Below are 14,108 nucleotides of genomic sequence, written 5' to 3'. Positions count from 1 at the left end.
AACCGGCCCCCGAGGGTCAGGGGGTCGCCGTCGAGACGACGTACACGCGCGGGGCCGCCGGGTCGGTGAGGTCGACGGTGATGTCGCGGGTGGGGCGCGGGTCCTTCTGGCGGTGCGTGGTGGCGGACCAGTCGCGGCCGAGCGGGAACGTCCAGCCCACGGTGCGGGCGTCGCGCTCGCCGATGGTGACGTCCGCGGCGTCGAGCGCGGCGCGGCTGGTGCCGATGTCGTTCAGGAAGTCGTCCAGCCCCGTGCCGCTGGTGGTGAACTCGACGTACAGCCTGCTGGTCTTCCAGTTGCTGGTCTCGAAGTAGGCGACCTCGGTGGAGCCGCCGGGGATGGGGACCTCGAAGACGCGGCGCTTCATCTTCGACGGCCAGCTGTCCCGGAGGCCGGTGACGGACGACTCGGCCTCCTTGTCGCGGCCGCTGGCGCGGCTCTGCTGGGCGGAGATCACCAGGTAGCCGGCCGGGATGCCGATCAGCAGCACGATGACGACGGCGGTCAGGACGCGGCGGCGGATCATGCGCCGGCGCTCCTCCGGGGACGCGGGCTGGTTCAGCACGGACATGACTGACATGACTACGGTTCCTGGGGGGGTCGGGTGCTGCGGCCGGTGACGCCGCCGTTGCGGATGGCCTGGGCGTACCGCTCGTACTTCTCGTAGCGCTCCAGGCGGCGGCGGTTGGCGCGGCGGAAGCGGCGCGCGACGAGCCGGGCGAGGTCGGCGGCGCCGACCATGCCCGCCTCCGGGCCGAGCTGGGCGCGGGCGATCCGGGCCTCCGGGCGGTAGCCCCGGCCGGTGAGGTGGCGGCGGAAGGCCTCCCGGGCGGGGCCGATGAGCAGGTCGTCGGCGGCGCTGACGCCGCCGCCGACGACGAAGCAGGACGGGTCGAGGGCGGCGGCCAGGTTGGCGATGCCGACGCCGAGCCACTGGCCGATGTCCTGGAACAGTTCGATGCACATCGCGTCGCCCTCACGGGCGAGTTCGGTGATCAGCGGGCCGGTGATGTCGCCGACGGAGCCCTTGACGCGCTCGATGATGTTGTACGCGACCGGCGAGTCGGCCGCCGCCAGCTCGCGGGCCTCGCGGACGAGGGCGTTGCCGGAGCTGTACTGCTCCCAGCAGCCGCGGTTGCCGCACGGGCAACGGTGGCCGCCGGGCACCACCTGCATGTGGCCGAACTCGCCGGCCACGCCGTACTTGCCTCGCTTGACCTGCCCGTCCTCCAGGATGGCGCCGCCGATGCCGGTGCCGAGCGTGATCATGACGAGGTGGTCCTCGCCGCGGCCGGCGCCGAACCGCCACTCGGCCCAGGCGGCGGTGTTGGCGTCGTTGTCGACCATGACGGGCACGGCGAGCCGGGCCTGGAGCGAGTCGCGCAGCGGCTCGTTGCGCCAGGCCAGGTGGGGGGCGAAGAGGACGCGGCTGCGGTCGGCGTCGACCCAGCCGGCGGCCCCGATGCCGACGGCGTGCACGTCGTGCCGGTCGGAGAGGTCCAGGACCAGCTCGGTGATGGTGTCCTCGACGACCTTGGCGCTCTTGGACTTGTCGGGCGTCTCGGTCTTGATCTGTTCCAGGATCCGGCCGTCCGCGTCGACGACGCCCGCCATCACCTTCGTCCCGCCGATGTCGATGCCGACGGTGGGCACGCGCGGCGCGGTGAGGTGCGAGCGGCGTTCGCGGGCCGAGACGGTCCGCAGGACGGTGGCACGGGCGGATCCGCCGGGGGTCGCCGCCGCCCGGGCGCCGAGGGCCCGGGGGAGGGCGAGATCGCGGTACGTGCTCACGAGTCCTGTCGTCCCTGCTGGTGGGGGGCCGGGGAGGTGGGGGGTCCGGCGGCGGACGGCGCCCGCCGCCCCCGATTCTGCCAGGTGTACGGCCGGGGGCGGGGGCGCGCCGGGGTCAGGGCGCCGGGTCCGGGCGGTTGCCGTGGCCGCCGAGGTGGGTCGGGGCGGGGGCGCGTTCCAGCTCGTGGCGGAGGTCCTCGAGCTCGCTGCCGCCCGCCATCTGGCGGGTCAGCTCGTCGAGGGTGACGGACTCCTTGGTGTGGCTCGCCGACATCACTCCGCGCTTCAGCAGCACGAACCGGTCACCGACCAGGTACGCGTGGTGCGGGTTGTGGGTGATCAGCACCACCCCGAGGCCGGCGTCGCGGGCGGCCGCCACGTACTTGAGGACGACCCCGGACTGCTTGACGCCCAGGGCGGCGGTCGGCTCGTCGAGGACGAGGACCTTGGCGCCGAAGTACACGGCGCGGGCGATCGCCACGCACTGCCGCTCACCGCCGGACAGGGTGCCGATCGGCTGGTCCACGTCCCGCAGGTCGATGCCCATGCGCAGCAGCTCGGAGCGGGTGGTCTCGCGCATGAGGCCGACGTCGAGGCGCTTGAAGGGGCCGGCGCCCTTGGTGGGCTCGGACCCGAGGAAGAAGTTGCGCCACACCGGCATCAGGGGCACGACGGCCAGGTCCTGGTAGACGGTGGCGATGCCCCGGTCCAGGGCCTCGCGCGGGGAGGCCAGGGAGGTCTCCTCGCCGTCGATGCGCAGGGTGCCGCCGTCGTGGGTGTGCAGCCCGGCGATGATCTTGATGAGGGTGGACTTGCCCGCGCCGTTGTCGCCCAGGACACAGGTGATCCCGCCTGCGTGGACCTCCAGGGAGACGCCTTCGAGGGCGCGGATGTTGCCGTAGTACTTGCTGACGTCGTCGAGCTCTACCAGTGCCGTCACTTGGTGGCCTCCGCGCGCTTGCGGACCCAGGCGTTGAGCAGGGTCGCGAGGAGCAGCATCGCCCCGAGGAAGAACTTGAACCAGTCCGGGTTCCACTCGGCGTACACGATGCCCTTGCTGGTCATGCCGAAGATGAACGCGCCGACCGCCGAACCGATGGCGGAGCCGTACCCGCCGGTGATCAGGCAGCCGCCGATCACGGCCGCGATGATGTAGATCAGCTCGTTGCCGACGCCCTCGCCGGACTGGACGACGTCGAACGAGAAGAGCAGGTGCTGGCCGGAGACCCAGGCGCAGAAGGCCACGCCCGCGTAGAGGCCGATCTTGGTGGTGCGGACCGGGACGCCCACCGCGCGGGCCGCGTCGGCGCCGCCGCCGGCGGCGAAGATCCAGTTGCCGAAGCGGGTGCGCAGCAGGATCCAGGTGGCGAGGGCGACCAGGCCGAACCACCACAGGATGGTCACCTTGACGTCGACGCCGCCGAGGGTGAACTGGGAGGCGAACAGGGCGCGGGCCGAGGAGAAGCCCTCCATGTCGGCGATGGTCTTCGTCGAGACGGTGCCGCTGATCAGTTTCGTCAGGCCGAGGTTGAGGCCGGTCAGCATCAGGAACGTCCCGAGCGTGATGATGAAGCTCGGCAGTTTCGTCCGGGTGAGCATGACGCCGTTGAAGACGCCGACGGCGAGGGTGGCCAGGAGGGAGACCAGGACGCCGACCCAGACGTTCGCGGTCATCTGGTAGCTGAACATCGAGGAGATCAGCGCGGAGCTGGTCACCAGCACGCCGGCCGACAGGTCGAACTCGCCGCCGATCATCAGCAGCGCGACGGGTACGGCCATGATGCCGATGGTCGAGGCGGCGTAGAGGACCGTGCCGAAGCTGGACGCGCGCAGGAAGCTGTCGGCGACGATCGAGAAGAAGAGGAAGACGGCGACGGCCCCGACGACCGAGCCGAGCTCGGGGCGGCCGAGCAGGGCGCGCAGCGGTGAGGTGCGCAGGAGGCGTTCGTCGGCGGGGGCGCCGTCCTTCACCGGTGGTGCGGTCGCGGTCATCGGGTTCCTCGCTCCGTGAATTCCGCCAGCCTGGCGGCGTCCTTCTCGGTGATGATCTGCGGTCCGGTGAGGACCGGCCGGCCGCCGCCGAGCACGTCGGCGTTGTACCGGTACAGCCACAGCAGGTCCACCGCCTCGTACCCCTGGAGGTAGGGCTGCTGGTCGACGGCGAAGCCGAGCTGCCCCGCGCTGAGGCCGGCGGCCACCTTGGCGTTGAGGTCGAAGGTGTCGATCTCCGCCTCGGACCCGGCGCTCTTCTTCGCCTGGACGGCGGCGTCGGCGAACGGGGCGCCGAGGGTGACGACGGCGTCGATCGTGGGGTCGGTCTGGAGCTTGGCCTCGATGGACGCCTGGACGTCGGGCATGTTGGTGCCGTCGACGTAGAGGTTCTGGAGGGCGCCGCCGAAGGTCTTCCCGACGCCGGCGCAGCGCTGCTCGTGGCCGACGTTGCCCTGCTCGTGCAGGACGCACAGGGCCTTCTTGCGGCCCCGTTCGTCCAGCTCGTCGCCGACGGCCTCGCCGGCGACCGTCTCGTCCTGCCCGATGTGGGTGAGGGCGCCGAACGACTTGGACTGCTCGGATCCGGAGTTGACGGTGATGACCGGGATGCCGGCCTTCACGGCCCTGGCGACGGCCGCCTTCATGGCGTCGGGCTTGGCGAGGGTGACGATGAGTCCGTCGACCTTCTTGTCGATGTAGGAGTCCACCAGCTGAGCCTGCTGCTGGCCCTCGTCGCTGTGGGCGTACAGGAAGTTGATGTTGTCCTTGACGGCGGCCTGCTTGGCGCCGTTCTGGACGATGTCCCAGAAGGTGTCGCCGTCGCCGGAGTGGGTCACCATGGCGAAGGTCCACTTCGGGGTGTTCACCGCGGAACGGCCTTCGGCGGCGGCCGCCCTGCGGGCGTCTTCGGCGCGTTTCCCGCCGGTGGCGCTGCATCCGGCCACGGCTCCCGCGAGGGACACTCCGAGGACCGCCGCCAGCACCGCGCGGAGCGCGCGTACTCCTGTCCGAACCCTTGCCACGACGCCGTGCCCCTCTTGATGTGCCTGTTGTGTCCGCTGTGCCTTCTGTCGTACGACTGGCCAAGTATGGGTCATGGTGATGTGCCCGGATTTCATCGGGTACCGCGGGCGGTGAGTTTCTCGAGCACCGGTACGTCCTTCCTCGTGACGAGGGCGGGGCCGGTGAGGACCGGCCTGCCGCCGCCGATGACGTTGAGGTTGGTCCCGTGGAGCCAGAGGCCGTCGACGGCGAGGTAGCCCTGGAGGTAGGGCTGCTGGTCGACGGCGAATCCGATCTGGCCGGCCTTGAGCTGGGCGACGACGGCCGCGTTGAGGTCGAAGGTGTCGATCTCGGCGCGGGAGCCCGCGCTCCGCGCGGCCTTGACGGAGGCGGCGGCGAAGGGGGCGCCGAGGGTGACGACGGCGTCGATGTCCTTGGCGCTCTGGAGCTTGGCCTCCACGGAGGACGTCGTGGCCGGCATGTTGGTGCCCTCGACGTTGAGGTTCTCGACAGTGCCGTCGAAGGTCTTGGCGACCCCGGCGCAGCGCTCCTCGAGGGAGACGTTCCCCTGCTCGTGGATGACGCAGAGCGCCTTCTTCCGGCCGCGCTCGGTGAGCTCCTCGCCGACGGCCTCACCCGCCACGGCCTCGTCCTGGCCGATGTGGCCGATCGCGCCGAAGGCCTTGGAGTGCTGTCCGCCGGAATTGATCGTCACGACCGGTATGCCGGCGGCGACGGCCTTGGCGACGGAGGCCTTGACCGCCTCGGGTTTGGCGAGGGTGACGATGAGGCCGTCGACCTTCTTGGCGACGTACGAGTCGATGAGCGCGGCCTGTCCCTTGCCCTCCTTGTCGGCGGCGTAGAGGAACTCGACGTTGTCCTTGGCGGCGGCGGCCTCGGCACCGCTCTGGACGATGTCCCAGAAGGTGTCGCCCTCGCCGGAGTGGGTGACCATCGCGACGGTCATGCGGGGGGTGGTGGCGCTCGTGCCGCCGCCCTGGCCGCGGGCGCCGCCGTCCTCGGCGTCCTTGCCGCCCGAGCTGCTGCATCCGGCGGCGGTGACGGTGAGCGCGGCCGCGGCCAGCAGGGCCGCTGCCGCCGTGCGGGTGGTACGCATGCGTGATCCGCCTTGTCTCCCCGGCGCCGCCGAATTGCGGCTGGGTGAGTTTCTACGGGGGCGGGCGGGACCCGTCAATACTTTGTCCGAACATTCTTACCCGAGGTGCGGTGGCGGACACCGGGAGCCCGGCGTGATCGGCGAGACACCCGGTCAGGCCTCATGGCCTGACCAGGAGCTGGAACTCGAAGGCGTACCGCGACGCCCGGTAGATGTGGCTGCCGAACTCCACCGCCCGGCCGGTGTCGTCGAAGGTCGTCCGCTCCATGGTGAGCAGCGGGGCGCCCTTCTCCTCGGTGAGCAGCTCCGCCTCCAGTCCGGTGGCGGCCCGCGCGCCGACCTTCTGGCGGGCGCTGTGCAGGGTGATGCCGGCGCCGCGCATCATCCGGTACAGGCCGGTGCCCTCCAGCAGTTCGGTGTCCAGGTCGAGGAGGCCGAGCGGCAGGTGGTTGCGGAGCCGGGCCACCGGCTCGTCGTGGGCGAACCGCAGTCGCTCGACGTACCGGACGTCGGTGCCCTCGGGGACGCCGAGGGCGGCGGCGACCTCGGCGGGGGCGGGCTCGACGCGGTTGGCCAGGACGATGGTGGCGGGGCGCTGGCCGGCGGCCTCCAGGTCGTCGTAGAGGCTGCTCAGCTCCAGCGGGCGCTTGACCTGGCTGTGCACGACCTGGGTGCCGACGCCGCGGCGGCGCACCAGCAGGCCCTTCTCGACGAGGGCCTGGATGGCCTGGCGGACCGTCGGCCGGGACAGGCCGAGCCGTCCGGCCAGCTCGATCTCGTTGCCGAGGAGGCTCCCCGGGGTGAGCGTCCCGCGCTCGATGGCCGCCTCCAGCTGCTGGGAGAGCTGGAAGTAGAGCGGGACCGGGCTGGTGCGGTCCACGCTCAGCGGCAGGCGCACCACGGAACCGGTCTCTTCTCTGGCTGCTCGGGTCTGCTTGGGCACGGGCCGAGCCTATCCACAGGGAATGATGACGGGAAGTTGTGAAGTCATGTTGTCAGGACAAAAGCTTGACACGATGACAGGCTCGGCACCACCTTGGGGGCCATGCGCATCGGACTCATCGGAACGGGACGTATCGGGACCTTCCACGCGGGCGTGCTCAGCCGTCACCCCGACGTGGCCGATCTCGTGGTCACCGACGCCGACCCCGGCCGGGCGGCCCGGGTCGCCGAACTCACCGGCGCCGCGGCCGCGCCGACCGTCGACGCCCTCTTCGGCCGGGGCGTCGACGCCGTGGTCATCGCCTCGGCGACCTCCTCCCACGCCGACCTCATCGCCCGCGCCGCCCGCGCCGGCCTGCCCGCCTTCTGCGAGAAACCCATCGCCCTCGACCTGCCCGGCACCCTCGGCGCGCTCCGCGAGGTGGAGGCGGCCGGCACCCAGCTCCAGCTGGGTTTCATGCGCCGCTTCGACGCCGGGTACCGCGCCGCCCGCGACGCCGTGCGGTCCGGGCGCATCGGCCGGCTGCACACCGTCCGCGCCATCACCTCCGACCCGGCGCCGCCGCCCGCCGCCTACCTCCCCCTCTCCGGCGGGCTGTACCGCGACTGCCTGGTGCACGACTTCGACATCCTGCGCTGGGTCACCGGACGCGAGGTGACGGAGGTGTACGCCACCGGCTCCGACGGCGGCCCGGCGATGTTCCGCGAGGCGGGCGACGTCGACACGGCCGCCGCGCTCCTCACCCTCGACGACGGCACCCTCGCCACCGCGACGGCCACCCGCTGCAACGGCGCCGGGTACGACGTACGGATGGAGCTGGCGGGCGAGCGCGACCAGATCGCGGTGGGCCTCGACGGCCGGACACCGATCACGTCCACCGAACCGCTCGGCCCCGGCCCGGCCGACAAGCCGTGGCCGGGCTTCCTGGAGCGGTTCGCCCCGGCGTACGAGGCGGAGCTGGACGCCTTCGTGCGCCTCGCGCGCGGCGAGCTGGCCAACCCGTGCGACGGCCACGAGGCCCTCCGGGCGCTGCGCGTCGCCGAGGCGTGCGAGCTGTCGCGCCGCGAGCGCCGCCCGGTGCGCCTCGACGAGGTGCCGTCAGCGCTCTGATCCGTTCACCGACAGGACCGTGCCCTGGGCCACCGCGCACAGGGTCTCGGTCCCGTCCTCGTCCACCGTCAGCAGGTCGCAGCGCACCACCGCCTGCCGTCGGCCGGCGTGGACCACCGAGGCGCGGGCCAGCAGCGAGCGGCCGGTGGCGGGGCGGACGTACTGGATGGAGAAGCCGGCCGTGAGCACCGCCGGACCCAGCGCGCTGCCGGCGGCGAAGGTGATCGCGTTGTCGGCGGCGTAGGACAGGACCCCGCCGTGCAGGAATCCGTTCTGCTGGCGCAGGTCGTCGCGGACGTCCACCTCCAGCACGGCCTCACCGTCCTCGAAGGCGGAGATGCGGGCGCCGACGAGCCGGCTGAAGGGCTGGCTGTCGAGGACTTCGCGGGCGAGGGAGAGGTCGAAGCCGGTCACGTGCGCCGTCACCACCTGACGGGAAGGCGGCGGACGCCGCGCATGAGGAGGCCGGGCAGCCAGTCCAGCGGCCCGGCCTGCGGGTCGAGGGCCAGGGAGGGGAACCGCCTCAGCAGGGCGCCGATCGCGGTCCGGCCCTCCAGCCGGGCCAGCGGCGCACCGAGGCAGTGGTGGATGCCGTGCCCGAAGGCCAGGTGGCCGGAGGTGTCGCGGCGGATGTCGAACCGGTCGGGGTCGGGGAACCTCGCGGGGTCCCGGTCGCCGGCGGCGATGCCCACGAGGACGGCGGCGCCGGCCGGGACGACCGTGTCCCCGATCGGGACGGGCTCGCGGGCGAAGCGCGCCGTACCCGTCTCGACGGGGCCGTCGTAGCGCAGCATCTCCTCCACCGCTCCGTCGAGGAGGTCCGGTCGGCGCGGAGGGCGGCCAGTTGGCCGGGGTGTTCCAGCAGGGCCCGGACGCCGTTGGCGATCAGGTTGACCGTCGTCTCGTGCCCGGCGATCAGCAGCAGGTAGGCCATGGCGCGCAGTTCGGCGGCCGACAGCCGGTCGCCGTCCTCGGCGCGGGTCCGCACCAGCGCCGAGAGCAGGTCGTCGGTGGGGCCGGCGCACCGCTTGTCCTCGATGAGCGCGTCCAGGTAGCCGCCGAGCGCGTGGACGGCGGAGGTCTCGAACTCTCCGCCCGTCGGTGCGACGATCTCGCTCGACCAGGCGCGGAAGGCGTCCCGGTCGGCGGCGGGGACGCCCAGCAGCTCGCAGATCACCGTGATCGGCAGCGGGAAGGCCAGGGCGTCGACGAGGTCGGCGCGGCCGTGGGGTTCCATGGCGTCGATCAGCTCGTCGGTGACGCGCTGGACGCGCGGCCGCAGTGCCTCCACCCGCCGGCCGGTGAACTCTCGGGCGACGAGCCTGCGCAGCCGGGTGTGGTCGGGCGGGTCGAGGACGAGCAGGTACGGGCCGATGACCTCCTCGTCGAGCATCCGCCGCCCCACCGTGGCGGGCGCCTTCGACAGCCGGGGGTCGGCGAGGGCGGCGCGCGCCTCGGCGTGGCCGACGATCAGCCAGACCTCGTTGCCGAGGGACGTGCGCACGTGGTGGACGGGGCCGCTCTCGCGGAGTTTCGCGTAGACCGGGTAGGGGTCGGCGACGAAGTCCTCGCCGTACGCGCTCAGATCGACGGTGATCACCGGGCCAGGCTAGCCGTCCCCGCGCTCGTCGAGGAGTCCCGCGTCGTGGACCAGCAGCGCGATCTGGACCCGGTTGTTGAGGCCGAGCCGGGCCAGGATCCGGGAGACGTGCGTCTTGACGGTCGGCACGCTCATGTAGAGGGCGGCGGCGATCTCGGCGTTGGTGAGACCGCGGCCGACGGCGAGCGCCACCTCCCGTTCGCGCTCCCCCAGTTCGGCCAGGCGGCCGGCGGCCGTGGCCTGGCGGGTGTTCTCCGCGGCGCGGTCCGCCACATGGGCGATCAGCCGGCGGGTGACCGCGGGCGAGAGGACCGGGTCGCCGGCGGCGACCCGCCGTACCGACTGGACGATCTCGGCGGGCGAGGTGTCCTTCAGGACGAAACCGGCGGCTCCCGCCCGCAGCGCGCGCAGGACCTGCTCGTCGGCGTGGAAGGTGGTGAGGACGACGACCTCGGGGGCGCCGGGGCGGGCGCGGAGCCGTTCGGTGGCGGTGAGGCCGTCCACGCGCGGCATGCGGATGTCCATGAGGACGACGTCCGGGGCGGTATCGCGGACGAGGGCCGGGACGTCGGCGCCGTCGGCGGCCTCTCCGACGATCTCGATGTCGTCGGCGCCGCCGAGCATGAAGGTGAGTCCCGCGCGCACGAGGGGGTCGTCGTCGACGAGGAGCAGCCGGATGGTCATGGGGGCCACGGTAGCCAGGCGTGCAGGGCGTACCCGCCGCCGGGCACGGGTCCGTGGACGAGGCGGCCGCCCGCGAGGGTGGCGCGTTCGGTCAGCCCGATGAGCCCCTGGCCGGATCCGGGGACGTGCGGGACGGGTCCGGTGGGGGCGGGGTTGCGGACGTCGACGGTGAGCCCGTCGCCGGGGCGGCCGCGGACGGTGACGGTGACCTCGGTGCCGGGGGCGTGCTTGCGGGCGTTGGTGAGGGCCTCCTGCGCGATGCGGTAGACGGTGCGGCCGGTGGCGGCGGGGACCGCGGCGGGGTCGCCGATGCCGTTGTCGAGCACGACCTTTGTGCCGGCCGCGCGCGATTCGTCGACGAGCGCGGCCAGGGTGGCGAGGGTGGGCTGGGGGCGGTCGCCGTCCCCGCGGTCGCCGGGGGCGCGCAGCACCCCGATGATCTCGCGCAGGTCCTGGAGGGCCTCGTGGGCGCTGTCGCGGATGACGCCGGCGGCGCGGGCGACTTCGGGCGGGGGTGCGTCGGGCCGGAACTCCAGGGCTCCGGCATGGACGCTGAGCAGCGTGAGGCGGTGGGCGAGGACGTCGTGCATCTCGCGGGCGATGGCCTCGCGGGCGGCGCGCTGGGCCTGTCCGGCGCGCAGTTCCGCCTCGGCCTCGGCGCGTCGCGCCCGTTCGCGCAGGGCGACGACGAGTTGGCGGCGCGCGCGGACGAGCATGCCCCAGCCGGTGACCAGCAGGACCAGGACGACGCCGACGGCGACCGACGCCAGGGGGTGCAGCGTCGGGTCGGGGCGGACGACCACCTGGACGGCGCCGCAGACCAGCGCCAGGCCGCCGACCAGGGCGAGGCGCCGGAACGGCACGCGGACGGCGACCCCGAAGAGGGCGACCAGCACGGCGCCCCCGGCGGCGGGGACCACCGCGTGCAGGACGCAGAGGACGGCGGCCAGGCCCACGGGCCACCGGCGGCGGAGCCAGAGCCCGCAGCAGGCGGCGGCACCGAGCAGCTGGTCGGCGAGGACGGCGGCCTCGGAGTTGCCGAACCGGCTGCCGGCCTCCGCGGCGAGCAGGCCGAAGAACCCGGCGAGGACGAAGGCGGCAGTGTCGACGATCCAGTCGCGCACGGTACGGCGGTGGCGCCCCGCCCGGGGGCCGCCCGGACCGCCAAAACCGCCGGAACCGCCCGGTCCCCGGCGGACGTCGAAGCCGCCGGGGACGCCCGCGCCTTCGGGGGCTACGGGGGCTTCAGGGGCTTCGTCCGCCTCGGGGCCGCCGGAGCGCCGGGGTTCGCCGGGGCGGGCCGGTTCGGCCAGGTCCGAGGGCAGCAGCCAGGAGTACTCCGCGCGCGTCATGCCGGCAAAGCTATGCGCACGGGCGGGCCGGCCGGGGCCGGGGCGGCGGGTCCGCTACCAAAGTCGCGCGGGTTCGTACTTCCGGACCGCGTCCCCATGCCCGTGGCCGATGCGCCGGTCCGGGAGCCGGGCCGACGATCGGCGGCATGAAGAAGATCCTCGAAGTCGTCGGAACCCTGGTCATGGTCGTCGGTGCGTGCGGGGTGGTGCGCGAACTCACGGGCTGGTTCCCCTTCATGGGCCCCACCCGCTACCTGACGGAGAACGTGGCGATGCTGCACGGGCGGGAGGTGTTCGCCAACATCGTGATCGCGGTGGCGGGGTTCGGGATCCTGATGATCTCCGACCGGATGCGCTCGGTGTAGGGGGCCTGGTTTTTCCGGTGGCGCGCACGGGTAGAGCGCTTCTGGGAGCGCTCCCATCAGGCGGGGAAGACCACACCCGGAAGATGGAGCCGCACATGAACCGTCATGACCGCACCGCACCCCGTGCCCGTCGGGTGCCGCACCTGCTCGTCCTGTTGTGCGCGACGCTGCTCGGCCTGCTGCCCTGGACGGGCACCGCATCCGCGCACGGATCGGTCGTCGACCCCGCCTCCCGCAACTACGGCTGCTGGTTACGGTGGGGCAGCGACCACCTGAACCCGGCCATGGAGCAGCAGGATCCGATGTGCTGGCAGGCCTGGCGCGCGGACCCCAACGCCATGTGGAACTGGAACGGCCTCTACCGCAACGGTGTCGGCGGCGACCACCGGGCCGCGGTCCCCAACGGCCGGCTGTGCAGCGGCGGCCGCGCCGAGGGCGGTCGCTACAACGCCCTGGACGCGGTGGGCCCGTGGCGGACGACGAGGGTCGGCGGCACGTTCTCCGTCAAGCTGTACGACCAGGCGAGCCACGGCGCCGACTACTTCCAGGTCTACGTCACCCGGCCGGGCTTCGACCCCGCCACCCAGGCGCTGAGCTGGAGCGACCTCCAGCTCGTCCGGCAGACCGGCCGGTACGCGCCGAGCCAGAACTACCTCATCGGTGACGTCAGCGCTCCCGGGCGCACCGGTCACCACGTCGTCTACACGATCTGGAAGGCCTCGCACATGGACCAGACGTACTACCTGTGCAGTGACGTGACCTTCGGCTGAGCCACGCCCGGCCGGCCCCGCCCGCCACGCCACGGCGGTGGGGCCGGGCCGGCCGGCCCCACCGCCCCCGGGCCCGGCCACCGCCCCCGGCCACCGCTCCCCCGGCCACCGCCTCCGGCCCCGGGCGCCCGCTCGGGGTCACTCGCCGGGTGCGAACGTGCCGAACCGCGCCGGGCCGGCCGTCCGGTAGGTCTGGATGGTGACCCCGGTCGACGTGGTGCGGTGGCCGGTGAGCTCGAAGGAGGCCGGGGTGCCGCCGTCGGGGAAGAGCCGGCGACCCTTGCCGAGGAAGACCGGGTAGACCAGCAGGTTCAGTTCGTCGACGAGTCCGAGGGCGATGAGGCTCTGCGCGAGCCGGGCGCTGCCGTGCACCTGGATCTCGCGGCCGGGCCCCTGCTTGAGGCGGCCGACCTCCTCGGTCAGGTCGCCGCCGAGGACGGTGGAGTTGTGCCAGTCGGCCTTGTCGAGCGTCCGGGACACCACGTACTTGGGCAGGGCGTTGAGCCGGCCCGCGATGGGGTCGTTCTCGTCGGTGACCTTCGGCCAGTACGCGGCGAAGATCTCGTACGTCCGCCGGCCGAGCAGGAAGGCGTCCACGCGTCCGAAGACCTCGTCCATGAAGCGGCCGAACTCCTCGTCCACGAAGGGGACGCTCCAGCCGCCGTACTCGAAGCCGTCGCTGCGGTCCTCGTCGGGGCCGCCGGGTGCCTGCATCACGCCGTCCAGCGTCATGAAGGTGGTGAGGGTGAGCTTGGCCATGGCAGGTGCCTTCCGTTCTCCGTCGGGTCCGTCTCTCATCGTGCGTCACGGGTGGTGACCCCGCCCGCCCCCGGAACTCATCGGTGGACGGGCCCCGGGCACGCCGTCCGATTCCCGCCGGTGCCGCACCCGCCCCTCCGCTGTGATGGAGCCCGCAACCACTTGTGGCGGATCCACGGAGGACACCATGAACGGCAGGACAGCCCTGGTCACCGGCGGCAGCCGCGGCATCGGGGCCGCGACGGCGCTGCGGCTGGCCCGGGCGGGCGCGGACGTCGCGATCACGTACGTGACGGACCGGGAGGCGGCCGAGGACGTGGTACGGAAGGTCGAGGCGGCGGGCCGCCGCGGGGTCGCCCTGCGGGCCGACTCGGGCGACGCGGCCGAGGCGGCGGACGCCGTGCCGCGGGCCGCCGACGCACTGGGCGGCGGACGGCTGGACATGCTGGTCAACAACGCGGGCGTGGGGGTGGTGGGCCCGCTGGAGGAGCTGACGGCGGCCGACGTCGACCGGGTCCTGGCGGTGAACGTCCGGGGCGTGTTCCTGGCGTCGCGGGCCGCCGCCGCCCGGATGGGGCCCGGCGGGCGGATCGTCACCATCGGCTCGTGCCTGACCCAGCGGG

General features: G+C 73.1%; 15 protein-coding genes and 1 pseudogene. 4 read left to right on the top strand and 12 right to left on the bottom strand.

From position 1 onward, the window contains the following. Window positions 1–16 precede the first annotated feature (16 nt). The 7 genes from A4V12_RS28135 to A4V12_RS28105 form a co-directional block, all read right to left on the bottom strand. Window positions 17–571 carry a hypothetical protein gene (locus A4V12_RS28135; RefSeq protein WP_064072464.1) on the bottom strand — a complete coding sequence of 185 codons (555 nt, stop codon included), beginning with the start codon at window positions 569–571 and terminating at the stop codon, window positions 17–19. An 11-nt stretch (window positions 572–582) separates the two neighbouring features. Next, window positions 583–1,791 (bottom strand): ROK family glucokinase, encoded by a 1,209-nt coding sequence (locus tag A4V12_RS28130; protein ID WP_423539589.1) that lies wholly within the window; start codon window positions 1,789–1,791, stop codon window positions 583–585. 115 nt (window positions 1,792–1,906) lie between these two features. Beyond that, complete coding sequence (locus A4V12_RS28125) at window positions 1,907–2,761, bottom strand: ATP-binding cassette domain-containing protein (protein WP_423549911.1); 855 nt, start codon at window positions 2,759–2,761, stop codon at window positions 1,907–1,909. After that, the gene (locus tag A4V12_RS28120) at window positions 2,728–3,783 is read right to left on the bottom strand and encodes an ABC transporter permease (RefSeq protein ID WP_064072250.1); all 1,056 of its coding nucleotides are present in this window, start codon (window positions 3,781–3,783) and stop codon (window positions 2,728–2,730) included. The genes A4V12_RS28125 and A4V12_RS28120 overlap by 34 nt, the downstream gene beginning before the upstream one ends. After that, entirely contained in the window at window positions 3,780–4,805 is a 1,026-nt protein-coding gene (locus tag A4V12_RS28115; protein ID WP_079137400.1) for a sugar ABC transporter substrate-binding protein, read from the bottom strand. Before A4V12_RS28115 ends, A4V12_RS28120 begins: the two co-directional genes overlap by 4 nt. Before the next feature lie 92 nt (window positions 4,806–4,897). Beyond that, window positions 4,898–5,902, bottom strand: coding sequence for a substrate-binding domain-containing protein (locus tag A4V12_RS28110; protein ID WP_064072248.1), 1,005 nt, complete (start codon window positions 5,900–5,902; stop codon window positions 4,898–4,900). A 160-nt stretch (window positions 5,903–6,062) separates the two neighbouring features. Continuing rightward, window positions 6,063–6,782, bottom strand: coding sequence for a GntR family transcriptional regulator (locus tag A4V12_RS28105; protein WP_064072462.1), 720 nt, complete (start codon window positions 6,780–6,782; stop codon window positions 6,063–6,065). Window positions 6,783–6,947: 165 nt separating this feature from the next. Between A4V12_RS28105 and A4V12_RS28100 the strand changes: the two genes are divergently transcribed. After that, complete coding sequence (locus A4V12_RS28100; RefSeq protein ID WP_064072247.1) at window positions 6,948–7,955, top strand: Gfo/Idh/MocA family protein; 1,008 nt, start codon at window positions 6,948–6,950, stop codon at window positions 7,953–7,955. Here A4V12_RS28100 and A4V12_RS28095 read toward each other — a convergent pair. The 4 genes and pseudogenes from A4V12_RS28095 to A4V12_RS28080 all read right to left on the bottom strand — a co-directional run bounded on the left by A4V12_RS28095 (window position 7,944) and on the right by A4V12_RS28080 (window position 11,591). Further along, the gene (locus A4V12_RS28095; RefSeq protein WP_064072246.1) at window positions 7,944–8,381 is read right to left on the bottom strand and encodes a PaaI family thioesterase; all 438 of its coding nucleotides are present in this window, start codon (window positions 8,379–8,381) and stop codon (window positions 7,944–7,946) included. The genes A4V12_RS28100 and A4V12_RS28095 overlap by 12 nt on opposite strands. Beyond that, window positions 8,378–9,555 (bottom strand): annotated as a pseudogene (locus tag A4V12_RS28090) (cytochrome P450 family protein). Before A4V12_RS28090 ends, A4V12_RS28095 begins: the two are co-directional and overlap by 4 nt. Window positions 9,556–9,564: 9 nt before the next feature. Further along, the gene (locus tag A4V12_RS28085; protein WP_064072245.1) at window positions 9,565–10,239 is read right to left on the bottom strand and encodes a response regulator; all 675 of its coding nucleotides are present in this window, start codon (window positions 10,237–10,239) and stop codon (window positions 9,565–9,567) included. After that, window positions 10,236–11,591, bottom strand: a complete 1,356-nt coding sequence (locus A4V12_RS28080; RefSeq protein WP_234372359.1) for a sensor histidine kinase — start codon at window positions 11,589–11,591, stop codon at window positions 10,236–10,238. The genes A4V12_RS28085 and A4V12_RS28080 overlap by 4 nt, the downstream gene beginning before the upstream one ends. A 146-nt stretch (window positions 11,592–11,737) precedes the next feature. Between A4V12_RS28080 and A4V12_RS28075 the strand changes: the two genes are divergently transcribed. Beyond that, entirely contained in the window at window positions 11,738–11,956 is a 219-nt protein-coding gene (locus A4V12_RS28075; RefSeq protein WP_064072244.1) for a hypothetical protein, read from the top strand. Window positions 11,957–12,051: 95 nt separating this feature from the next. Next, window positions 12,052–12,726 carry a lytic polysaccharide monooxygenase auxiliary activity family 9 protein gene (locus A4V12_RS28070; RefSeq protein ID WP_064072243.1) on the top strand — a complete coding sequence of 225 codons (675 nt, stop codon included), beginning with the start codon at window positions 12,052–12,054 and terminating at the stop codon, window positions 12,724–12,726. Window positions 12,727–12,864: 138 nt separating this feature from the next. Here A4V12_RS28070 and A4V12_RS28065 read toward each other — a convergent pair whose 3' ends face one another. Beyond that, complete coding sequence (locus A4V12_RS28065) at window positions 12,865–13,485, bottom strand: dihydrofolate reductase family protein (RefSeq protein WP_064072242.1); 621 nt, start codon at window positions 13,483–13,485, stop codon at window positions 12,865–12,867. A gap of 187 nt (window positions 13,486–13,672) precedes the next feature. On the opposite strand from A4V12_RS28065, the gene A4V12_RS39205 reads away from it, so the two are divergent. Beyond that, window positions 13,673–14,108: SDR family NAD(P)-dependent oxidoreductase (locus A4V12_RS39205; protein ID WP_234372358.1), on the top strand; the 436-nt coding region annotated here is incomplete at its 3' end.

The sequence above is a fragment of the Streptomyces noursei genome (genome assembly GCF_001646665.1).
Taxonomy (GTDB): domain Bacteria; phylum Actinomycetota; class Actinomycetes; order Streptomycetales; family Streptomycetaceae; genus Streptomyces; species Streptomyces lavendulocolor.
This window is presented reverse-complemented; position numbering and strand designations above follow the sequence as displayed.